19 protein-coding genes are annotated in these 22,366 nt (G+C 63.7%); 10 read left to right on the top strand and 9 right to left on the bottom strand.

Annotation, left to right across the window (positions count from 1 at the left end; all coding sequences use genetic code 11):
• Positions 1–30 precede the first annotated feature (30 nt).
• Positions 31–1,290: a phthiocerol/phthiodiolone dimycocerosyl transferase family protein gene (locus G6N27_RS09190; protein WP_163776057.1), complete on the top strand. Its 1,260-nt coding sequence runs from the start codon at positions 31–33 to the stop codon at positions 1,288–1,290.
• Here G6N27_RS09190 and G6N27_RS09185 read toward each other — a convergent pair.
• Entirely contained in the window at positions 1,283–2,113 is an 831-nt protein-coding gene (locus G6N27_RS09185; protein ID WP_163776056.1) for a class I SAM-dependent methyltransferase, read from the bottom strand. The two genes, G6N27_RS09190 and G6N27_RS09185, sit on opposite strands and share 8 nt — an antisense overlap.
• Before the next feature lie 96 nt (positions 2,114–2,209).
• Between G6N27_RS09185 and G6N27_RS09180 the strand changes: the two genes are divergently transcribed.
• From G6N27_RS09180 to G6N27_RS09155, 6 genes are all read left to right on the top strand, one after another.
• Positions 2,210–2,908: a flavodoxin family protein gene (locus G6N27_RS09180; RefSeq protein ID WP_163776055.1), complete on the top strand. Its 699-nt coding sequence runs from the start codon at positions 2,210–2,212 to the stop codon at positions 2,906–2,908.
• Positions 2,909–3,409: a DUF2505 domain-containing protein gene (locus G6N27_RS09175; RefSeq protein WP_163776054.1), complete on the top strand. Its 501-nt coding sequence runs from the start codon at positions 2,909–2,911 to the stop codon at positions 3,407–3,409. It begins immediately after the preceding gene.
• Entirely contained in the window at positions 3,406–4,137 is a 732-nt protein-coding gene (locus G6N27_RS09170) for a nitroreductase family protein (RefSeq protein WP_232064922.1), read from the top strand. The genes G6N27_RS09175 and G6N27_RS09170 overlap by 4 nt, the downstream gene beginning before the upstream one ends.
• A gap of 166 nt (positions 4,138–4,303) precedes the next feature.
• Entirely contained in the window at positions 4,304–5,863 is a 1,560-nt protein-coding gene (locus G6N27_RS09165; RefSeq protein ID WP_163776053.1) for a hypothetical protein, read from the top strand.
• Positions 5,864–6,108: 245 nt separating this feature from the next.
• Positions 6,109–7,791 (top strand): hypothetical protein, encoded by a 1,683-nt coding sequence (locus G6N27_RS09160; protein ID WP_163776052.1) that lies wholly within the window; start codon positions 6,109–6,111, stop codon positions 7,789–7,791.
• Between the two features lie 244 nt (positions 7,792–8,035).
• Positions 8,036–9,691 carry a hypothetical protein gene (locus G6N27_RS09155; RefSeq protein ID WP_163776051.1) on the top strand — a complete coding sequence of 552 codons (1,656 nt, stop codon included), beginning with the start codon at positions 8,036–8,038 and terminating at the stop codon, positions 9,689–9,691.
• A gap of 1 nt (position 9,692) precedes the next feature.
• On the opposite strand, the gene G6N27_RS09150 is transcribed toward G6N27_RS09155, so the two are convergent.
• Together G6N27_RS09150 and G6N27_RS09145 are read right to left on the bottom strand one after the other, a co-directional pair.
• Positions 9,693–10,523 carry an SDR family NAD(P)-dependent oxidoreductase gene (locus tag G6N27_RS09150; RefSeq protein ID WP_163776050.1) on the bottom strand — a complete coding sequence of 277 codons (831 nt, stop codon included), beginning with the start codon at positions 10,521–10,523 and terminating at the stop codon, positions 9,693–9,695.
• 18 nt (positions 10,524–10,541) lie between these two features.
• Entirely contained in the window at positions 10,542–11,828 is a 1,287-nt protein-coding gene (locus tag G6N27_RS09145; RefSeq protein WP_232064921.1) for a PE-PPE domain-containing protein, read from the bottom strand.
• Between the two features lie 150 nt (positions 11,829–11,978).
• Between G6N27_RS09145 and G6N27_RS09140 the strand changes: the two genes are divergently transcribed.
• Together G6N27_RS09140 and G6N27_RS09135 are read left to right on the top strand one after the other, a co-directional pair.
• On the top strand, positions 11,979–12,785 hold the full coding sequence (locus tag G6N27_RS09140) for an SDR family NAD(P)-dependent oxidoreductase (protein WP_163776049.1): 807 nt from the start codon (positions 11,979–11,981) through the stop codon (positions 12,783–12,785).
• A gap of 80 nt (positions 12,786–12,865) precedes the next feature.
• Positions 12,866–13,651, top strand: a complete 786-nt coding sequence (locus tag G6N27_RS09135; protein WP_163776048.1) for an alpha/beta hydrolase — start codon at positions 12,866–12,868, stop codon at positions 13,649–13,651.
• An 11-nt stretch (positions 13,652–13,662) separates the two neighbouring features.
• On the opposite strand, the gene G6N27_RS09130 is transcribed toward G6N27_RS09135, so the two are convergent.
• The 3 genes from G6N27_RS09130 to G6N27_RS09120 all read right to left on the bottom strand — a co-directional run bounded on the left by G6N27_RS09130 (position 13,663) and on the right by G6N27_RS09120 (position 17,036).
• Entirely contained in the window at positions 13,663–14,979 is a 1,317-nt protein-coding gene (locus tag G6N27_RS09130) for a cytochrome P450 (RefSeq protein ID WP_163776047.1), read from the bottom strand.
• Between the two features lie 58 nt (positions 14,980–15,037).
• Positions 15,038–15,874 carry a phthiotriol/phenolphthiotriol dimycocerosates methyltransferase gene (locus G6N27_RS09125; RefSeq protein WP_163776046.1) on the bottom strand — a complete coding sequence of 279 codons (837 nt, stop codon included), beginning with the start codon at positions 15,872–15,874 and terminating at the stop codon, positions 15,038–15,040.
• A gap of 142 nt (positions 15,875–16,016) precedes the next feature.
• Entirely contained in the window at positions 16,017–17,036 is a 1,020-nt protein-coding gene (locus tag G6N27_RS09120; protein WP_179963388.1) for an AurF N-oxygenase family protein, read from the bottom strand.
• A gap of 497 nt (positions 17,037–17,533) precedes the next feature.
• On the opposite strand from G6N27_RS09120, the gene G6N27_RS09115 reads away from it, so the two are divergent.
• Positions 17,534–19,027, top strand: a complete 1,494-nt coding sequence (locus G6N27_RS09115) for a flavin-containing monooxygenase (protein WP_163776045.1) — start codon at positions 17,534–17,536, stop codon at positions 19,025–19,027.
• A 6-nt stretch (positions 19,028–19,033) separates the two neighbouring features.
• Here G6N27_RS09115 and G6N27_RS09110 read toward each other — a convergent pair whose 3' ends face one another.
• From G6N27_RS09110 to G6N27_RS09100, 3 genes are read right to left on the bottom strand one after another with little or no spacing between them, the layout of a single operon-like run.
• Positions 19,034–19,840 (bottom strand): phthiotriol/phenolphthiotriol dimycocerosates methyltransferase, encoded by an 807-nt coding sequence (locus G6N27_RS09110; RefSeq protein ID WP_163776044.1) that lies wholly within the window; start codon positions 19,838–19,840, stop codon positions 19,034–19,036.
• Between the two features lie 30 nt (positions 19,841–19,870).
• Complete coding sequence (locus tag G6N27_RS09105; protein ID WP_163776043.1) at positions 19,871–21,241, bottom strand: cytochrome P450; 1,371 nt, start codon at positions 21,239–21,241, stop codon at positions 19,871–19,873.
• A gap of 8 nt (positions 21,242–21,249) precedes the next feature.
• A complete protein-coding gene (locus tag G6N27_RS09100) occupies positions 21,250–22,023 on the bottom strand; it encodes a phthiotriol/phenolphthiotriol dimycocerosates methyltransferase (RefSeq protein ID WP_163781551.1) in 774 nt (257 codons plus the stop codon).
• Positions 22,024–22,366 lie beyond the last annotated feature (343 nt).

The raw sequence follows: 22,366 nt of genomic DNA, 5'->3' as shown, positions 1-22,366 counted from the left end.
AAGGACAGGTCCGGCTTAGAGAGGCGCAACGTGTTTCCATCGTCGGTCATCCGCAAGCTGGCGCTCAGCGAAGAGATGCTCGCCGAGACGCACAACTTCGTGGGTCTCGCCGCGCAAATGCAGGGTCCGATCGACATCGACGCGCTGTCGGACGCTTTCGACACCTTGCTCGAGGCGCACCCGGTGCTCACCGCGCGCCTCGAGCGTGGAGAGGACGGCCGCCACGAGTTGGTGGCCGATGATCTGCTTCACTCCGGCATCGAGGTCGTAGAGGTCGACGGTCCTGACGATGAGGGGCCCGCACCGCATTTCGACCAAGGCGAGGCGCTGGTTCACCTGCGGGTGACCATCCGCGACGGTCAGGCGCACCCGACGCTGTACGTGCACCACGCGCTGGCCGACGGGCACCACATGTACGGCCTGATCGAAGAGTTGCTGTCGTTCTACACCGACCTGGTCGGCAAAGGACAGACCGGTCCGGTCACCGCCCAACCGGCGCCGGAATCGATCGAGACGGTGCTCGCCGACCGGGGGATCCAGAAGGGGCCGCGCTCGGGGATCGAACGTTTCATGCCGGCGCTGTTCGCCTACGACCTCCCGCCGTCGCGGCGTGCCGACACCGGTGTCAAACCCTCTGAGCCGGTGCGTGTTCCGATGGTGTCAGCGCGGCTGAGCGAAGACCACACCCGCGCCCTGGTCGAGCTGTGCCGCGCGGAAAGGCTCGGGCTGCACTCGGTGCTGTCCGCCGCGATCCTGATCGGGGAGTGGGAGGTTCGAGGCAAGCTGAACATTCCGGTCCCGTTCATCTACACCGTCGACCTGCGGTACTTCCTGAACCCGCCGGTGTCGGCAACCGGATGCACGAACCCGGTCGGTCTGGGCACCTACCTCGCCGAAATCAACCACAAGACAACGGTTGTCGACCTCGCGCGCGATATCGCCTTGACCTTCAAGGCAGACCTCGACGAGGGCGTCATCCAGCAGTCCCGGCTGCACTTCAGTCCGCAGTATGTCGGCAACGCGCCGGGAATGCCCGACGTGGTCCTGCTGTCCGACAACGGTCTGGTACCTCCGGTGCGCACACCTCCGGGTGTGGAGGTGACCGCCACACACGGCGAGCTCTACTTCGCCGTCAGCGCCGGAATCGAGATCTACTTCACCCAGATCTACGCCGACCAGCTCAACATCGAGTACAACTCGCACGGGCCGGAGCCGGAGAAGTCGGTCGCGGCCATCCAGGCGCAGCTGGTCGCCGTCGCCGAGCAGCACGCCACCAGTGGTGTCAGCTGACCGGGCCGAAGGCGTAGCGGTGGTACTGGAATGTCCGGCGCAGCGGCGGCAGCGGGCGAACCAGCTGCCGCATCAACCGGAAGACGCCGGATGCCCGGCCGAAAGTGCTTGCGTCGAAGAAGGTTACGGCGCTCAACAACCGCACCCCGGACAGCTTGTTCACCACATCGGCGGCGTTGTTGACCGCCCAGTACAGCTTGGAACCGGACTGCCGCTGCAGGCGGTGCGTCTTCTGCGACCGAACGACGAGCCGACTGTAGTAGTCGATCTGTATCTCCCCGGACCCGAATCGGTCGACGACGTGCTGCAGCAACGCGATGCCGTCGGCTTCGGTCAGGTACATGCTGATCCCCTCGGCCAACAACAACGTCGGACGGTCGGCCGGGATCTGGTCGAGCCAGGACGGATCGGTCGCCGGTGTGGCCACCAGGTGGTAGTTTCCTCGGCTCGGAAAAACCTTCTCGCGCAGCGAGATGACCGCCGGATAGTCGACGTCGTACCACTCGACGCCGGGCCCGGGGTTCAAGCGGAAGACCCGGCTGTCCAACCCACAACCCACGTGGATGACCGTGGCCTGCGGATGCGCGGCCAGAAATTCGCCGGCCCAGACGTCGAACTGGGCCGTCCGTACCGTCACCAACGGCGTCCAGCGGTCGGTGACCTTCAGGCCGCTCCAGTCGTAGTCGATCCGTGCCACCGCGTCCTTGGCGAAGGTGTCACCCAGGATGGGCCGAGCCCAGTCGGCGTCGAGGGCCTTGCAGTACAGCGTGGTCAGCATTGTCTGCGAGGGACCGCTGAGGTCGACGGATACTTTGTCGGTCACGACCCCGAAGCTTAGTGGTGATCGCAAGCGCTGCGGAGCAGGGCGCAGCGGGTCACCACGGACGATAGTGTGCGACATTTGACAATGGAGGAAGCCATGACGGATACGACCGCTCGACCGCCACGGGTCTTGCTGCTGTACTACTCCTACACCGGGCAGTCGCAGAAAGTCCTCGACACCGCGGGTGAGGTGTTCCGCGGCCGGGGATGCGACGTGCAGACCGCCGAGATCAAGTTCACCGACCCGAAATACTCCGAGAAGTTCTCGCGATTCCCGATGCGCCGGGTGTGGCCCGACATGCTCAGCGTGCTGAACGCGCAGAAGCGCAACGAGACCGGTGAGATCCAAACCCCGGATACCGTGCGCGACGGCGACTACGACTTGATCCTGATCGGCTCGCCCACTTGGTGGGACAACGTCAGCATGCCGCTGCGCTCCTTCCTGAAATCCGATGAGGCACGTAAGCTACTGTCCGGCAAGCCATTTGCGGTCTTCGTCGTGTGCCGGACGTTTTGGCGCGAGAACCTCGAAGGCGTGCGTGAGCTCGCCGAGGCGCAGGGTGGTCGCTACGTCGACGAAATCCACTTCACCTATCCCGGCGACAATCTGCACTCGATGCTGGCGCTGACCAGCTATCTGGGCACTGGGGAGTACCGCAAGCGATCGCTGGGTCTCAAGCTTCCGCCGACGAACGTGCAGCCCGAACAGCTGGAGCAGGCGCGCGTTTTCGCGTCCCGCTTGGCGGATCGGTTGCTGTCCAAGACCTCGGCAGCGCCCGGCCAGGAAACGATCTAGATGCCGCGTTCATTCGACGTCGCCGTCGACTCGCCAGTCAGCGTCGACGAGGTGCTCACCGCATTCAGTTCCGAGGACTACTGGCTCTCCCGGATCGCGACCCAGAGCGGGCGCTCCACGCTGGAATCCGTCGTGGTCGACGACGGCCGCACCGTGCGGGTGACGACAGAGCAGGACCTCGGCCCTGACCTGTTGCCCGGGATCGTTGCCAAGTTCTATCGACATGACATCAAAATCCGGCACACCGAGACGTGGACGCCGTCGGGCGACCAATTGCGGGGCGAGATCAGCGTCGCGGTGTCCGGCGCGCCGGGTTCCGGTTTGGCCACCGCGTCGGTTGCGCCGACCGACGACGGTTCGGTGCTGACGGTGAATGGGACAGTCGAATTCAAGGTGCCGCTGGTCGGCGGCACGGTCGAAAGCTTCATCGCGCGCGAATTCGCCAAAGGGGTACCGGATCTCCAAGCCTTCACCGCGAGGTGGGTCACCGAGAACGCATGAGCGACGACTCCCACTACGCCGACGCATTTCGGGTGGCCCCCAGCACATCCGACGCGCTCGCCGGCCTGAGCATGCCGTTGGCGGATGCGATGCTGACCCAGCGGGCGGTACGGCGGGTGCATCCCGAACCGGTGGACGACGCCGTGGTGTTGAAGTGCATCGAATTGGCGTTGCACGCACCGACCGGTGCCAACGGCCAGAACTGGGAATTCATCGTCGTCAAGGACCGCCGCGTCATCAAGAAACTCGCCGGCCGCTACCGCAAAGGCTGGAAGTTCTCCTACGGCGGGTTGCTCAGCAGTGCGGGCGACAACGACGAGTCGCTGGCCAAGGTCATCCGCGCGGCACAGTGGCAGGTCGACCACTTCACCGAGATCCCGGTCTTGGTGGTCGCCTGTCTTCGCCTGACGGTCCGCGAGGGTCGCGCGCCGTATTCCCTGATGCCGCATGCCGCCCTGTCCGGGTACTGGGGATCGATCTACCCCAGCGTGCAGAACCTGCTACTGGCCGCCCGCGCAATGGGTTTGGGTGCGTCGCTGATCACCCTGCCGCTATGGGGGGTGTCGCGGGCGCGCAAGATTCTCGGTCTGCCACGCTCGGTGACACCGTGTTGCGTTGTGGCCCTTGGTTGGCCGCGCGGCCGCTACGGGCCGACCACTCGCGTACCCGTCGAGCAGGTGGTTCACCTCGATGCCTACGGCAACCGCGCTTGGCTCAGGCGAGGGTGACGACGTCGATACTGCCTGTCAGAGCAGACATTTGACGGTGAGTTGTTAGACACCCAACCAAATATGAGATTCACAAGAGTCCACACCCCAGCGGCGCGAGCTGACGTTCTCTGAGTCTAGTTTTAGAAACGCCGAAAGCTTTCACAACCGAAAAGGGGGGCCCGCCATGCAGATTGCTGCGCGTCCATATGCCATGGCGGGTGCGGTGCTCTTGGCGACCAGTCTCGTCGCCGTCACTCCGAGCGCGCAGGAAGCTCTGACGCTCCCGATACGCAGCATCGAAACCCAGCTGATGGACGCGTCGCTTCTCAACGTTCCGATCAACTTGCTCTACGACATCGCGAATATCCCGTTCAACGAGGTCGAGGCGCTCAACTCGGTTGCCGGATCACTGTTTTTCGGCGGGAACTGGTGGGTGCCGAGCTCGACGAACCTCTGGGGTATCGACCCCGGTGACCCGACGCACGTTGCGCTGTTGACGAATCTGTTCGCGCCGTTCCCGGATCTGAACGAAGGCCTCGGCGGATTGCAGTACCAACTCGACGGCTTTCTCGCCGCCGAACTCCCGGTGAGCGATTCGTGCGACGCCGAGACCTGCTTCCCGATGACCCCGCCCGAGGTCATCACCGGCAGCACCTCGTTCGACCGCGCCATCGGCTTCGTCAACGCCCTCACCGGTCAGGGCAGCGGGGAGAACTTCGGGCTGTTCCAGAACTGGTTCAAGGTGCCGATTCAGGACCTGATCAACGGTTACACGTTCAACGACGCGACCAGTCCCAGCGGGCCGGCGTACGCCGATCCGGTCTTCGGCTTCCCCAACGGTGGCGGAAACCCGTTCGAAGGAGGCACGGTCGGCGCCGACGAAATGCCCTGGAACGGCCACACGTTTTATTTCAATCTTCTCCAGCCGTTCGACAATTACTGGCAAAGCCTGCTGGAAGACCCGGCGACCGACGGCGACATTCCGGGCACCGATATTCAGCTGCCCACCTTCGAAAACTTTGGTCAGTCGCTGCAATCGGTCGCCGCATCGCTGATTGTGGCCTTCAATCCCTACACGGCGGGCAGCCCCGCGTGCCCGGCGATCTGCGACCTGCCCGAGAGCCTGACGACCCGGGCGCTCGTCGACATGCTGGACCCCAACGATTCCAACCCGATGATCCAGGCTTGGCTGAACGCGGACATCCCGAACAACAATGCGACGCCCGATCAGGTCAACGCGGCCATCGCTCTGCTGCAGACCGGGATTTTCAACTTGACTCCCGAGCAACTCGACGGGGTCATCGGACAACTGGAAGACATCAACCCGGCGCTGCCGGCATTGGCCGTCAACGCCGGGTTCATCACCGACCCGGGCTACCTGGCGTTTGTGACCGACCCCGGCGCCGAGTTCGACCCCGTTTACGGCGGCTACAACCCTGCGCTGGTCTGGCCGGACATCCTGCAACTATTCGGTGTCGACCCTGCCGGGACGGCCGTCGGTTTCGAGGCCGCATGGACGGCGGATCTGAGCGCTTTGTTCGGTGGCCTTGATCCAGCGGAGATATCGGAAGACTTCAGCGGATTACTGGCCGCGTTTGATCCGGCCGCGTTGTCGCTGGACTGGGCCACATTGTTGGGAGGATTCGATCCGGCCGCGCTGTCGGCGGAGTGGGCCAATTTGGTGGACGACCTCACCGCGGCGTTCATTCCCGACCTGGCGACCTCTGCGCTGACGATGTTCTGACTGCGGTTCTACCGCCGCGCTTACGTCCGGCTCAGGACACTTTCGACAAATCACGGTTGCGTTATTGGCCGTCGAGTCCAACATGTTGGATGGTTGGTTCATTTAGTTAAACGGAAGTGTTAATTTGCTGTGAGTCGAGCCAGGATGGACTTCAGCAACAATTTCAAATTCCGTAACAACTTAGAATTTCTTAGTGTATGTTCAGTCCCTGTTGAGGCATCGAACACTGAAGTGAAGGGGGAGCCGTGCTGGCTGCTTCACGTCCTTACGCACTGGCCGCGGCGGCACTCGCAGCGGTCAGCACTGTCGTCGTCACTCCGGTGTTGGCGCGTCAGGTCCCGCTCGCGGTTCGCCAGATCGAGACCAAGCTTGTCGACGTGGGCATCGACAACATCCCGATGAACCTGTTCGACGACATCCTGAACATCCCTTACAACGAGACCGTGGGCGGTGGCCTGGCCACCATGGCGAACTCCTTCTTGTTCACCGGGACCTGGTGGGTGCCCAGCTCGTCGAACCTCTGGGGTATCGACCCTGGTGACCCGACGCACATCGCGTTGATCGACAACTTCCTGCCGTTCACCGCTTTCACCGAGGGATTCACCAACTCCGCCGGCGTGTACGAGCCGGGCCTGAACTACGAATTCGCCGGCTTGCTGGCCGCCGAGCTCCCAGTGAGCTCGTCGTGCGACGCCGCGTCCTGTTTCCCGATGACGCCTCCGGAGGTCGTCACCGGCAGCACCCAGTTCGACCGCGACATCGGGTTCTTCGACGCGCTCATGGGGAAAGCCACGGACGCGAACGGCGAGCCCTTCGGGCTGTTCACCAACTTCTTCCACGTGCCGCTGCAGGAATTGATCAACGGTTACACGTTTGGGTCCAATGACCCGGGCATCGTCGATCCGAGCGGGCCGGTCCAATCCCTCTACGGCTGGGGTACCAGCGGCAATCCGTTCGAAGGTGGCACAGGTGCAGGCAACACCATGCCATGGGACGGCGTCACCTACCACCTCAACTTGCTGCAGCCGTTCCAGACCTTCTACGACAGCTTGTTGCAGACGCCTGCGACCGATGGCATCGGCGGGACCGGTATCGAGTCCTTCACGTCCACGGATGTCGCCCACACCTTCGAGAACCTGCTGGCCGGGTCGATCATCAGTTTCGACCCGTTCACCGAGGGCAGCCCGGCCTGCCCGGCGCTATGCAACATCCCCAGCCAGGACCAGGTCCCGGGGCTGATCGCGGAACTCTCCAAGATGGACCCGTCCAATACGACGCTGTCGGACTGGGTGACCAACTACGCGATCGACCCGTCGTTGGTCAACGAGCCGACGCAGGACCAGATCAACGCATCGGTGGCGCTGCTGCAGACGGGGGTCTACAACCTGAACATCCAGGAGCTGACCGACGTCGACAAGGGGTTGGCAAGCATCAACGCCGAGCTACCGCAGCTGCTCACCAACGCGGGCTACTACACCGATCCTGCTTACGTGCAATATTCCATCGATCCCAGCAGCGTCACCGACCCGACGACTGGCCAGATCGATACGGTGTACGGCGGCTACAACCCTCAAGAGGTCTTCAACGACATGATCATCATGTTCGGCACCCAGACCAACGTGAGCCAGTTGAGCAACGCCGAACTGCTGTGGTTCCTGGCCGACCCGCTGAGCAGCCCCGACCCGTACAACGGCGGAGTGGTCGACGGCGCCGCAGCGGTTCCCGGGTTGTTCAGCTCGGCCGCCGCGGACTCGGTCGGTGGCAGCTCAGCTCTCGGGCAGTTCTCGACGGACCTGAGCGCGCTGTTCGCGAGCTTCGGTACGACGGCCGGCGCGGACGCACTGAGTGCGGCGCTCTCCGAACTGTCGGCGCAGATCAGTGCGGACCTGGCGAGCTTCGTTCCGCAGTCGGTGCTGAGCATGTTCTAAACGCACAGCGCAACAATGGGGCCCCCCGCGAATGCTGGGGGCCCCATTGTTTATCGGCGCGATTGCATTAATTGTGCTCAGGTCGAATAGTCGGCTAGCAAATTCGCAAAATTGCATAGTGGTCTGCCATTCTCAATTCACTTACGGAATCTTGACGGTGATAGTCACCTCCCGAGTGGCACAGCACGGTGCATCCCCGGTACGTTCAGCGGGCATCGGTCCAACGGGGTGGAAGGGGGGCGCCGTGCTGGCTGCCTCGCGTGGGTATGTCCTGGCAGCTGCCGCGTTCGCGGCGACCAGCGCCGTCGTCGTCACCCCGGCCGTTCCGCGGCCCTCGCAGGTTCCCGTCCGTCACCTGGAGACCCGTCTGGTCGATGCCGAGTCGGTGCTCAACATCCCGGTCAACTTGTTCGACGACATCGCGAACATTCCCTACACCGAACTCCAAGGCTTCAACGTCCTCGGGGATTCACTGTTGTTCAGCGGCGACTGGTGGGTGCCGAGCGCCACCAACCTGTGGGGAACCGACCCGGGGGACTTGGGTCACTACATGGGACTGCTCGACGTGCTGATCCCCTTCCCGCAGATCTCCGGGCTGGACCAGCCGGAGATCGATCCGACCGCCGACGCGAGCGGTACCGCCGGGTTGGCACAGCAGATCGGTCTGCTCGCGGCTGCCGAACTCCCGACGAGCGCCTCCTGCGACGCGGAAACCTGCTTCCCGATGACGCCGCCGAACATCATCACCGGCAGCACCTCTTTCGACCGCGACATCGGCTTCCTGCAAGCCCTCTCCGGAAACGCAACCACCCAAGACGGATCGTCGTTCTCGCTGTTCTCGGACTGGCTCAAGGTGCCACTGTCGGACCTGACGAACGGATACACGTTCGGAAGCAGCGACACCGGCATCGTTGACCCCAGCCCCAACGCAACCAACGGCGGTGGGGTGCTCGGCGAATTCGGCTTCCCCGGCACCACTGGTACCGGCGGAACCGCCGGCGACATGCCGTGGGACGGCGTGACGTTCAAGCTGAACCTGTTGGGGCCCTTCCAGGACTTCTACAACAGCTTGCTCGCGACTCCCTCGACGTCGGGCATCGACGGCACCGGCATCGACCTTCCCGGCGCCACCGATCTCACCCAGTCCGTCCAGAATTTCCTCGGCGGGCTGGTCGTCGCCTTCGACCCGTTCGTCGAGGGAAGCCCGGCGTGCCCCGCAGCGTGCGACCTACCTGCGAGTGACACCCAGTTGGGCCTGATGCAGGACATCCTCGCGCTGGACCCGAGCAACCAGACCATCGCGCAGTACGTCGCGAACTTCCCCGACAACAACGCGACCATCACCGAGGCCGAACAGTCCGTCGCGCTGCTGCAGACGGGTGAATACAACTTGTCGCTGGACAACCTGCTGAACTACGACGCCTTGCTGGCACAGATCAACCCCGAGCTGCCGGTCCTGTTCACCAACGCGGGCATCGTCACCGACCCGAACTACGTGGAGTTCGCCAACGGCACGGCGGCCTTCGACCCCACCTACGGCGGTTACAACCCCTACGCCGAATTAGGGGACTACTACACACTTCTCACCAACAACGAGTGGAATTTCGGTGCTCTGGCCACCGACTTGAGCAACCCCAACACCTTGTACTACCTGTTCGATCCCGCGTCTGAGAACGTCACAACAGGCACGACGTCGCTGGCCGGGGCGGCCACGGATCTGAGCGGCGGGCTGGGCGGCTTCGATCCCAGCACGCTCTCGACCGACCTGACGTCGCTGTTGTCCGGCCTGGGCACGACCGCCGGTGCAGAGACCCTGAGCCAGCTGGTCTCAGAGCTCGGGACCCAACTCGCCACGGATCTCGGTGCTCAGCTGCCGGCGTCCCTTGCGACTCTGTTCTGACTCAGCCCTTGAGGCCCGTCGACATGACGCGGTCCCACATCCGGTCGCTGAGCAGCGCCCGGGCTAACACCGAGGCTTTCCCGGACGCCCCGACGATGTAGCGGGGTCTAGGGTTCTTGGCCTTGATCGCGCGCACCACCGCGCGGGCCACGGTGTCGGCGTCGACAGTCGCCCCGGGCGTGGTGGCCAACCGGCGGGTCGTTTCTGAGTAGCGAATCTTGAACTCGCCGTAGGGATCATCGTCGGGATAGGAGTGCACCGTGTCGAATTGCGAGGAGACAAACGGCGTTCGAACCCCGGTCGGATCGATCAACACGACCCGGACGCCGAATTGCGCCACCTCGGCACCCAGCGACAACGACAACGCTTCGACGGCATACTTCACCGTGTGATAGGCGCCGGCGCCCGGGCTGGTGAATCGTCCACCGGTACTGCCGATCGTGACGATCGTGCCGGACCTGCGAGCCCGCATGCCCGGCAACACGGCCTGCGACAAATGAAGTGTCGCAACCACATTGGTCTCGAATAGCGCTCGCAATTCGTCCAGCGCGACCTGTTCGAGCGGGCGGGGGAGTGGGTACCCGGCGCTGTTGACCAGAACGTCGACCCCGCCGTGCTCGGCCTGGATTTCCTCGATGACGAGCGACGCGGCGCTCTCATCGGTCACGTCGAGGGATCGAGCCTGTAAACCCTTGGCACGCAATGCATCCAGCGCTTCTGGGTTTCGGCCGGTTGCGAACACGGTATAGCCGCGGTCGTGCAGCCGGTAGGCGGTGGCCTGGCCGATGCCGCTTGTCGCACCCGTGATCAAGGCGACAGGCTTGGCGTTCAACGGATCGAGGTCAGCTTGTCAGAGCGAGCTGGCGAGCGTCTGGAAGAAGCCGGCCATATCCGTCGCCATCATCGGGAAGTACGAGCCGAATTCCACCGCTATCGGGTTGGTCGATTCCGACAGATCAGTCGTCAACAGAGCGAGCGACGTCGCCGCATCTGAAGCCGCTGAAGCGTCGGAAATGGTCGTACCAGCGGTAAGGGCGCCAGCCTCCAGTGCCGAAATATCCGGAACGTACGGGTACATGCCCGCAAGACCCGCCAGGTCGGATTGTGGCAGGATCCCGAGATCAACCAGATAATTGATCATGCCCTGGTCGGCGCCGGCGTTGAGATACGAGTCGACCGCGGTGAAGTCGATGTCGGGATTGGACAGCGTGGCGGGCGTACTCACATCCGCACCCCCCGTCCAGTTGTAGCCCAGGTCGACCAGTACCCGCATGTCGGGTTGGATCAGGTCGGCATACGCCGATGTCCCGTTGACGCCGTGGAGCCCGTCCAGTATCGGCAGATCTTGAGTGGGGATCAGGTAGTAGTCGGTGCTGCCGTCGTATCCCGCAGATGTGTTCTCCGCCACGGCATTAGCTACTGTCGACGGGTCGAAGTACGCCGGCCAGCCGGTCAGCAGGTAGGGATGCAGATCTAAGTAGCCGTCCGCGGCGTTCGCGTCCGCGAACAGGTTGCCGTAATACTGCGGGAAGTCGGAGGCCCCGCTGTACTCGATGGTGTAGATCGTGGTGTCGTACGGAGTATCCGCCGGTGTCGCAGGAAGATTCACGCCGAACATCCCCGGGAACCGGGTGAAGATTCCGCCGTCGGGATTGTTGAGGTTTTCCGCCAGCACGAATTTCAGATTGGGATCTTTGACCCCTGCCGCAGCAAGATTGATCATCTCCTGGGTGATGTCCGAGTCGCTCATCGAGTAGCCGGCGATTACGAGGTTGGCGTCGGGGTTGGCGGTCAGTAGCGGCGTGAGCTGGTTGTTCAGGTCCGTGACGCCCTGGGTCAGCCCCGAGCCGTAATCGGTTTCCGGCGTGTACACGCTGACCGGGTTGCCGACGATGTTGTACGCGGGCTCCCCTTGCGCATATGGAGGCGTGGGATCGACGTAGGTGTTGACCACTTCCTGCATGTACGTGGCATCCGGCTGGGCCAGAAACGCGTGGCCCAAGACCAGCGCGGTGTAGTCAGCACTGTCGTCGGCAAACGCCGGCGAAGCATTCAACACCGACGTCAGATCCAACAGACCTGCACACGCGCCCGCAAGTAGGCCAACACCCAGCCCCCGAATTTTCCAGGGTGTCATTCAAACTCCGTTCACGTGCGCCCCCGCGCATCGGGATACAAATTACCTTGTTTTGCCCTGTTCTGAAGGGTTCTAGAGATGACAAATCCGACGTGACGCAGTCAGTTTTTCGACTCGCCAACCCCGACAAGCCGAGTAAGGTCGTTTCGCGTGTCCCTTCCGCTACCGGCAGCTAACCGAGCGGCCATCGTCACCGGAGCCTCGTCCGGCATCGGCGAAGCCATCGCTCGCGAGCTCGCGCAGCGTGGCCACCAATTAGTCCTGGTCGCACGACGTGTCGACCGCCTCCGTGAGATCGCCGAAGAATTCGAACCGCCGGCTCATGTGCTGGCCGCCGACCTTTCCCGGCCGGCCGATCGCGCGGCTCTGCCGGGCCGCGTCGCGGCGTTGGGTTTGCAGCCGGACATTCTGGTCAACAACGCCGGCTTGTCGGTCGGCGCGCTCATCGCGAAATCAGTTCCCGAACAACAACTTAACTTGATCGAGGTTGATGTCGCCGCGGTGGTCGACCTGTGCAGCAGGTTCCTGCCGGGAATGGTGGAACGCAACTGTGGCGCGGTGCTGAACGTGTCGTCGCTGGCGGGTTTCCTCCCGGCGCCCGGCCAAGTCGTCTACGGAGCAGCGAAAGCCTTTGTGTTGTCCTACACCGACGGTCTGCGCAACGAATTGCGCGGAACGGGGGTCACGGCGACAGCGCTGTGTCCGGGGCCGGTTGCGACCGGGTTCGACGATGCGGCCGGCTTCGGCGAAGGGGAACGCGCCGCAGTGCTGCCCGGCTTCATGTGGAAGTCCGCCGACGAGGTGGCGCGGGCCGGTCTGGATGGGCTGGCCGCCAACAAGGCCCACGTCGTTCCGGGTCGGGCGAATCAGCTCGCCGCGGCTTTTTGTCGGGTTGCGCCGCACGAAGTGCTGCTACCGCTCCTCGCGCGGCGTGCTCGGCTGACAAAGCACGCCTGACGGTGTGGAGGTCGACACAACCAAGTACGGAAAGTTGGACACATCAGAGAGCGTGATGTGCAGGCAGATAGGCTAACGCGGTGCTCGAGGTCATCGAAAAGGGAAGCGCCAGTGAGGCGCACCCTGTTCCGTTGCTCTTCGTGCACGGGGCCTGGCACGCGGCGTGGTGTTGGGACGAGAATTTTCTCAGCTTCTTCGCCGACAAGGGCTATCGCGCTCTCGCGCTGAGCTTTCGCGGCCACGGCAACAGTCCGAGCAACAAGCCGCTGCGAAGCCTCTCGGTTTCCGACTACATCGAGGACGTCTTCTCGGTGGCCGACTCGTTGCCCACCCCTCCGGTGACCATCGGCCATTCCATGGGCGGCCTGATCGTGCAGAAGTATCTGGAGAAGCACCCCGCACCGGCAGGCGTCCTGATGACATCCATTCCTCCGCAGGGAAACCTTGGAAACGCGCTGCGCTGGATCAGGGAGAGCCCGTCGCAGTTCGCCAAGATGACCGTCACCGGTAAGGCGTTGCCCTACATCAATCCGCCGGAATTGGCTCGGCACCGATTCTTCTCCTCGCACACGCCCGAGGCCGACGTCCGCAAATACGCTGCTCGGCTGCAGGAGGACTCCTCGCGCATCGGCATCGACTGTCTGCTCCTGCGTCTGCCCCGGCCCAGGCGCGTCTCCACGCCGATATTGGTGCTCGGCGCCGAGGAAGATGGCGCGCACACCCGGGAAGAAATCGTTGCCACCGCACGTGCTTACAGCACCGAGGCGGAGTTCTTTCCCGGCATGGGCCACAACATGATGCTCGAGCCGGGGTGGATGGCCGTCGCTGAGCGCATCGACACCTGGCTGGGCAGTCGCGGGCTCTGACGCCGGGCGGATCACACGCCTTTGGCGGGGATCAACTCCAGCGGAAGGTGTTCCAGCCCACGCATCGTCGGGTTCTCCAGGTAGCGGTACTCCCCGTTGAGCCGGATCGACTCGACCCGGGGGAGCAGCTGCGAGAACACCCGGGCACCCTCCAGCCGGGTCAACGGCACGCCCAGGCAATAGTGAACACCGCCGCCGAAGGCGAGATGGTCGGTCGGATTGCGGTCGAGGCTGAAGGTGTCCGGATCGTCGTAGTGACGCGGATCGCGATTAGCCGCGGCGAACAGCAGCAGCACCCGTGCGCCAGCCGGAATCGTTTGTGCCCCAACGGTGTAATCGCGAGTGGCAGTGCGGTAGAAGCCTTGTACGGGCGAGCCCATCCGCAGCTGTTCCTCGACCGCGGCGGGAATAAGCTCGGGCTGCTCGCGTAGCCGGGCGTACAGCTCGGGCCGTTGCGCCAGCGTCAGCAGCAGCCCGGACAGCATGTTCGTCGTCGTCTCGCTGCCGGCGCCGATCAACATCGCGGCGCTCCAGAAGATCTCGTCGTCGGTGAGCACGTCGTCGGCGTCGGCCGGAGTCATCATCGAGATCAGGTCGTCGCCGGGATTGGCGCGTCGCTGCGCGATCAGCGGGTCGAGGCTGCGGCGCATCGCAGCGGTCGCGCTGCCCGAGCGAGCCGACAGCCGCATCCCGTGCGGAGTCAACGGTGCGAAGGCGCCCGCGACCATGTCGTCCGACCATGCCACGAATTGGGGCTGATCTTGCTGCGGGATGCCCAGCATCCTGGCAATCAGCCGGGTCGGCAGCGGCTTCGCGAGTTCGGTGACCGCCTCGGTGTGGCCCTGTCTGACCACGGTGTCGACGAGTTCGTCGGCGACCTCGTTGATGTTGGTCTGCCAGGCCGCCATCGCCCGTGCGGTGAAGGCGCGGGAGACGAATTTGCGCAGCCGGGTATGTGCCGGCGGATCGGCCGCGTTCATCGACGGCAGGTAGACCCGAAATCGGCTTTGGCTCTGCGCTGACGACAACGCCTCGTTGTCGCGCAATGCTTTTCGCACGTCGTCATAGCCCGCGATGATCCAGATTGCGCGCTTGCGGTTGTACCAGACTCCTGGCACCTCAGGGCCGGTCAGCAAGGAGCGATAACCCGGGTACGGATCGAGCATGACCTGTGCTGAGAACGGGTCGAAGTCGGTGGCGGGCGCGGTCTTTCGGCCGGTCAGGGAGTAGCCGTAGGAGGTGGCTTTGTCCCGCGCCACCCCGAGCGCGCCGTCGACGCCGACCTTCATCAGGCTGGCACGGAACCGCAGCCTGCGAGCCAGCGTCATGCGGACTAACCCTCCCGTGAAGACTTACCGACGCAAGGGCGATCGCCCGGGAAGGACGTCAGTCCTTCGTGAGATGGTATGCGCGGTAGTCGATTTCGCCGCGTTCGAGGTCGTTGTAGAACCACGAGCCGTCGACCACGGCGAACTCACGGCCGAACTTGCGCAGGAAGGCAGGCAGCCGGGTGTTGATGATCTCGTTCGAACGAGCCGAGTTCTTCTTCAGGCCGCGCAGCACCTCGTCGTTGATGACCCGCGACGAGACCTGCCGCAGGCCTGAGTTCGCCAGATCCGACTCCCAGTTCGCGAAATTGTCGCGGTTGCGGAAGTCGACATGGAGGAAGTGGCCGCCGGGACGCAGCACCCGCTTGACCTCACTGAGGAAACGGTCGAAGTGCGGGTAGATGTGTGACGCCTCGACGTTGACCACCGCGTCGAAGGATTCGTCCGGGAACGGCAGGTTCTCGGCATCGCCGTGCACGAAACTCAGGCCCGGCACCTTGTGTCGCTCATTGCAGAATTTGACGCCGGCCGCATTGAAATCGAGACCGGTGTAGGACGCCGGCTTCAGCGTGCGGGACAGATACGAGGCGCCGCCGCCGTGGCCGGAGCTGCACTCCAGGACCTTCTTGCCGGCGAGGTCGACACCGTCCTGTGTCGCGCACTGGTGGTAGAGCTGAATGCTGTATCGGTTCGGCTCGTCGGCAGGGTCGAGCGGCAGGGCCAGCGGTGGGTCCTCCTCGTAGCCCCAGTTCAGGAACTGAACGTCGTCCTGGTTGTGCAGCCGCTTGGTCATCAGCGGGTACCAGTACCGGAACAGCTTCTTGTACGTCGCCGTCGACCCGATGCGATAGACGAGACTGGCGCCGACGTTGTCCAGGGATGGGCTACGAACCATCCTGGAAGTATCGCACAGCATCGCCTGGGGGTGTTGTGGCATGCCTGTTTTGGGCGTTGTGACCGGGTAATTCACAGCACGCCAACGAAAGGTGATCACGCGATTACCGCGCAGTTCCCTAATGTGTTGTGCGGCAGGGGATTTAGGCCGCGTTGACCGGAGCGGGCAAGTGTGCGCGTTGCGGCTCACTGCGATAACGCGAGGCGCTGCCGCTGATTCTGCAGATCCGCCACATCAGCAGCGCGAACGGATTCATCAACCCCAGTTCGTCGCACAGCATTCGGATGTCGCCGAACATGTTGCGCAGCGTCTGCCGCGAGTCCGGTGAACCGGAATACAGCTCCCTGCGCACCGAGCGCGGGATGCCGAACTTCCGGAAGAATCGGCGGGGCGGGACGACCATCGCCTGTCCCAGCATCCGCATCACGACCGGCACGTACAGCGACAACCAGAACCGCGTGTACCACGCCAGCCGCGGAACGCGCCGGTGCAGGTATTCGTGCGCAAACGAGATGTGGCGGGCCTCTTCGGCGACGTGGATCGCGATCAGATCCTGCATGATCGGGTGTATCGACCGGGGCTCGGGTTCCCGCAACAGATTCGTCTGGAGGTAATCGAACGGCACTTCGCCGGCGAGCACCCCGAAGAAGAAGGCATTCGGCAACGGGCCCGCATAGAACGGGACCAGCGGCGACAGCACACGCAGCCAGCGCGGCATCCCGGGCACGTCAACGCCGATGCGGTTGACAATCTCCTGGAACATCAGGCTGTGGCTGCACTCCTCGATGGACTCATGCACGCAGTAGCGGTACTCCGGCGACCCGTTGGGCACCCAGAACGCGTAATGCAGTAGGCCGCGGACCAGAATGCCTTCGAACTGGGTGCCGACCTTGGCCATGTTGGCCTGACGCCACATGCCGATCGCCACTCGCTTGTCCAGCGGCTGGGCCTGATACCACGGGTGGCTTCCCAGCGGGTCTGACGTCGACAGCACCCAGCGCGGGTCGTTCTCGGTGACGGAGAACAGCGGCGCTTCCCAGTCGACGTCGGTGTAGGGGTTGAAATGACGCACCGATGCTTCGGAAAGCGACGTGAGGGTGGCGGCGTAGTCGGCGTCGTCACCGACATCCATGCCGCGCTTCAACCGCTTGACCAAGCGCATGAAGGCGAACAGCAAGACCAGGCTCACCAGCAGAACAACGGCCAGCGACCAGAGGATAGTGCCCAGCGCACCCGGCAAACCGAGGCCTCCCCTCTGGCTCTGCACCGCGTGCGCTCTGCTGCACACGCCCCATGTGGACACAGATGGGCTCGAAGTCTACCGGTGTGACAATCAAAGACCTAGTACGGAACGGCCTCATTCTCGCGTCTATATCTAGGCCCGGTAAACCGAGATCAGCCTGGTTCTGCCCCACGAACAACCAGTCCCCATTAGACAGGACACTTGCGCTGTCCGCTGGCTGGCCGTTCGGCGTTCAGCCTAGGGGATCAGGTGCGCGATGTTGCGTAGGGTGCCCTGAATTGCATCCATGGGCGCGGCCAAACTCGCTGTTGGACAGCGTTACAATTGGCAAACCGCCGTCCCGTGGCCGGTGGGCCGCGTCAATCACCTTCGGTGTCGTGCCCCGCAGATCCAGCAGAAGGTACCGTTTAGTTCTTATGGGTGAGCAGCAATTCGATGTGATCATTGTGGGGGCGGGTTTCGGCGGGATCGGTGCCGCGATCCAACTGAGCAACCTGGGCTACCAGAGAATCCTGATCCTCGACCGCGAGGACGATCTCGGCGGAACGTGGCACGTCAACCACTATCCCGGTCTGTCGGTCGACCAGCCGTCGCCGACGTTCTCATACCGGTTCGAGCCGAACCCGTACTGGTCGCGGATGTATGCGCCGGGTTCGGAATTGAAGAGCTATGCGGCGCACGTGGCAGAGAAATACGACGTCCGCCGTTTCATGCGCTTCAACACCACCGTCGAAGGCGCGCGGTGGGACGAAGACGCCCAGGTCTGGCGGGTCGCGCTGGCCGACGGCGAAACCTTGAGCACCCAATTCTTGATCGCCGCGACCGGATTTCTGTGCCAGCCGAAAACGCCGGACATCGACGGCATCGAGACGTTTGCCGGACGCGTGATCCACACCGCGCAGTGGGACGACGACGTTTCGCTGACCGGCTGCCGCGCCGCGGTGATCGGGACCGGCTCGACCGGCGTGCAGGTCGTGCCGGAGTTGGCGAAGGAAGTCGCCGAGCTGACGGTGTATCAGCGCACCCCGATCTGGGTGCTGCCGAAGTTCGACGTGAAGTTCTTCCCGGCGGTGCAAAAGTTGTTCGCCCGCTTTCCGGCCACCCAGCGGATGGTGCGCTGGTACACCGACACCATTCTGGAATGGTCGATGGTGATCACCATGTGGAAGTACCGGTACTTCAAGGTGTTCAACAAGGGCATCTCGCAGTTCTCCCGGCTCTACCGGATGCTGCTGGTGCGCAACCGCGAGCTGTCCCGAAAACTGGACCCCGACTTCGACTTCGGTTGCAAGCGACCGACCATCTCCAACGATTTCTACCCGGCGTTCACCAAATCCCATGTGCACCTGGACACCAACGGCATCGAGCGGATCGAGCCGGACGGAATCGTCTCCAAAGACGGCACCAAGCGGATCATCGACACCTTGGTGCTTGCCACCGGATTCGATGTCTGGGAAGCCAACCTGCCGGCCATCGAGGTGATCGGACGCGACGGCCGTAACCTCGGAAAGTGGTGGCGGGAGACGCGATTCCAGGCCTACCAAGGCATTTCGATGCCCGGCTTCCCAAACTTCCTGTCGATGGCCAGCCCGTACGCGTGGGTCGGTCTGTCCTGGTTCAACACGGTGGAATACCAGATGAAGCACATGGAGCGGCTGTTCGGCGAGATGCAGCAGCGCGACGCAAGCACCTTCGAGGTCACCGAAGCGGCGAACGCCCAGTTCCTCGACCGGATGCTCAAGCTGATGGAGGACTCAGCGTTCGAACTCGGCAGCTGTGTCACGTCACGGTCGTACTGGTTCCGGGATCACACCGGCAAAGGTGAGGCGCCGCTGTTTCGGCCGACGTCGGTGCGCAGTGCAGTCAAAGAGCAGGAGCGATTCCCGATGTCGGACTACGCAATTCACTGATCGCGGTTAATCCTTGATGAATTGGTAGATGCGGTATTCCGCGCCGCCGCTCTCGATGACGTTGTAGATCCCGGTACCCGGCACCCCGGCGAAGTGGCGGCCGAACGGCCGGAACCACTTGGGCAGCTGCGCACTGATCAGGTCGAGCTTGTGCTGCGCGCTGGCATCCAGTGAGCGGATCACGCCGTCGTTGATGACCCGCATGGACACCTGACGCAGCGGCATCGCGTCCAGAGCGCCCTCCCAGACCGGGAATTCGGGACGGCCGCGGAAGTCGGCGTAGAGCAGGCTGCCGCCCGGCTTCAGCACGCGCGTGACCTCGGAGAGGAACTTCGACAGGTTCGGATAAGCATGTGAGGCTTCGACATTCACGATCGCGTCAAATGTGTTGTCTCCGAACGGCAGGTCTTCGGCGTTGCCGTGCACAAAGGTCAGGCCGGGCAGCTTGTGATGCGCATTGCAGTAGGCGATACCGTCCGGGTTGTAATCCAGCCCGGTGTACTCGGCGGGCTTGAACGTGCGCATGATGTACGAGGCGCCGCCGCCGTGGCCGCAGCTGCACTCCAGCACCTTCTTGCCGGCGAGGTCGATCTGCGAGGCAACTTGGTTGTACAGGTTGATCGAGTACCGGTTGGCCGCGTCGTTGTCGTCCAGCGGAAGGTTCAGCGGCGGGTCGGCTTCGTACCCGTAATTGAGGAAGGTGACGTCCTGGGTGTTGAGCCGACGGGTCAGGAACGGGTACCAGACCTTGTTCATGAAGGCCTTGTAGCCGCGGTAGCCGATGTCGGTGACGCGTTCCTTAGTCGTGGGCATGCCAGGCAGTATGCCAGGCGAGGCTTCGACTCAGCTGCTGTGGTCGGCCACCGCGACCGAGTCGCGATCGCTCTGCTTGGCTTGCGGTCGCCGGTAGACCACGGCCAGCGCGCCCTTCGACGGCGCGATCGCCACGCCACGGAAATTACGGCCCTCGTCGGGCGCATCGGTTGGCGCGAAACGGAATTCGCGGAGCAGCGTGCGCAGGGTGATGTCCATCTCCATGTTGGCGAACGCCGCGCCGACGCATCGGTTTATGCCGCCACCGAACGGAAGCCACCGGAATGACGGGGGAGTGGTGCCGATGAACCGGTCCGGGTTGAAGGTCTCGGGGTCGGTGTAGTTGACGTCCGACTCGTGGGCCAGCTGGAAGTCGACCATCACGTTGGTGTCCGCCGGCAGAACCCATTCGCCGAGGCGGACTTTGGTCTTGGTGGTTCGCAGCGAGGCCGCGATCGTCGAGCGGAGGCGCTGCACTTCATAGATCGTCGCCTGCCGCAGTTCGGACCCGCCGGCGTCGACTTCCTCGGTCAGCCGCGACAACAGCCGAGGGTGGCGGCGCAGCCGCTCGACGGCCCACGCCAACTGCGAGGCGGTCGTCTCGTGGCCGGCGGCGACCAGCGTCAGCAACTCGTCGGCGATGTGTCGATCGGAGATCGGTTGACCGTCTTCGTAGCGGACCTGCAACAGCAACGCCAGCATGTCGCCGCGCTCGGGCAGGGCGTCGATGTCGGCGCGCGCTTCGGCGATGAGTTCGTCGATCACCGCGTCGAAACGACGCCGGTAACCCGCCAGCCTGCTACCGGGACTCCAGCGGCCGTATTCGCCGCGCACGATCGGCGGCATCCGCTGCATCAGCGAACCCAGCGTGATCAACGGCGGGATGACAACCCGAAGCTCATCGAGGGCGTCCGCCCGTTCGCCGAATGTCGCGCGCATGATCGCGTTGAGCGTCAGGTTGGTCATCGTCGAGAGCGTCTCGAACTCTTTGCCCTCCGGCCACTTCGCGGTCTCGCGCAGCACCTCGTCTTCGACGATTTGCTCGTAGTTCTTCAGCCGCCGACCCTGGAAGTTCGGCAACACCAGCTTGCGGCGCTCGGAGTGCTCCTTGCCGAGCAGGCTGAACGTCGACCCCGGTCCGAAAGCCTGGCCCAACACCTTGGTCGGACGCTCGATCAGATCGAAGCTGGTGCTGAAGACGTCCTTGACGAGGTCACGGTCGTGGATCACGACGGTCTTGCCGAACACCGGAAGGTTGATCGTGAACGGACCGCCGTAGTGCCGGCTCAGTCTCGGCGCCACCCGGTACTGCAACGCGGTCAGGAACAACACGGCCTGCACCATCTTCGGCAGCCGCAACGCAGGAGGCAGCCGGACCGGCTCGGTTGTCGCCGTTGCCATGTCGCCCCCTAGTCCTTGACGAACGAGTACACCCGGTAGGTGTACTCGCCGCCGCGCAGCGCGCCGTTGAACGCCCAGTCGGTCATGTCGCTGGCGGCACGGGCGAAGGTGCGCGGGATCGCGGACCCGTGCTGGCTGATCCGCGCGTGCTTACGCGGGGCGTTCTTCTCGTTGCCGCGCAGAACGTTCTGATCGATCACCGACATGGACAGCTGCCGCAGCGGAGCCTTGGCCAACGCCGCCTCCCACTCCGCGACCTCCTGGCGCGGCCGGAAGTCGGTGTAGAGGAAATGCCCGCCCGGGCGCAGCACCCGCGCCACTTCGGCGAGAAAGCGCGGGAAATCCGGGTAGAGGTGCGACGCTTCGACGTTGAGCAGCGCGTCGAAGGATGCGTCGGCGAAGGGCAGCTCCTGGGCGTTGCCCTCGACGAAATCCAGGCCGTCCAGGTGGTGGCGGTTCTTGGCGAATTCGATGCCGGCCGGGTTCAGGTCCAGCCCGGTGTAGGACGCCGGGTGCAGTGTGCGCACGAGGTAGGAGGCTCCACCGCCGTGGCCGCAGCTGCACTCCAGCACCTTCTTGCCGCTGAGGTCCGCCTGGGTGGCCGTGCGGTGGTAGAGCTGGATGAAGTAGCGGTGCGGCTCGTCGGCAGCGTCGAGCGGGATGCCCAGTGGCGGGTCTTCCTCATATCCGTAGTTGAAGAACAACCAGTCGTCGCCGCCGAGCAGGCGAGTCTGGGAAGCGAACCGTGTGGTGGCGAACGACGTGAATATCAGCCGAAACATGAAGGGGTTAATGACGAGACGGTGAATCGGATTGCGTACCAGGCGGTTCGTGGTGGCCATCGCGGCAGTATGTCATGAATGGGGGTGCGCGGTGCAACGCGCCCTGGGTCGTCGATCGGACGAGTGCACGAAAACCCCAGGTACAGATCACGACCGAGGTCGGCGGGGGCCCGGCCCGTCGCCGGTGCCGGCGAGGTCCGGATTAGACCAACTCAGGGTGCGCGAAAGTGTTGGCGCGAATTCGCATTGTGCTCCGGTCGGCAGCTAGCGGTTCCGCGCCCGTATACCCGTTTATCGCCCTTTCATGTCAGCAATGTTAAATCGCCAATTAAATGCGTCGGAA

Origin of the sequence: Mycobacterium cookii, from assembly GCF_010727945.1 — a bacterium.
In the GTDB taxonomy this organism is placed as follows: Bacteria; Actinomycetota; Actinomycetes; order Mycobacteriales; family Mycobacteriaceae; genus Mycobacterium; species Mycobacterium cookii.
This window is presented reverse-complemented; position numbering and strand designations above follow the sequence as displayed.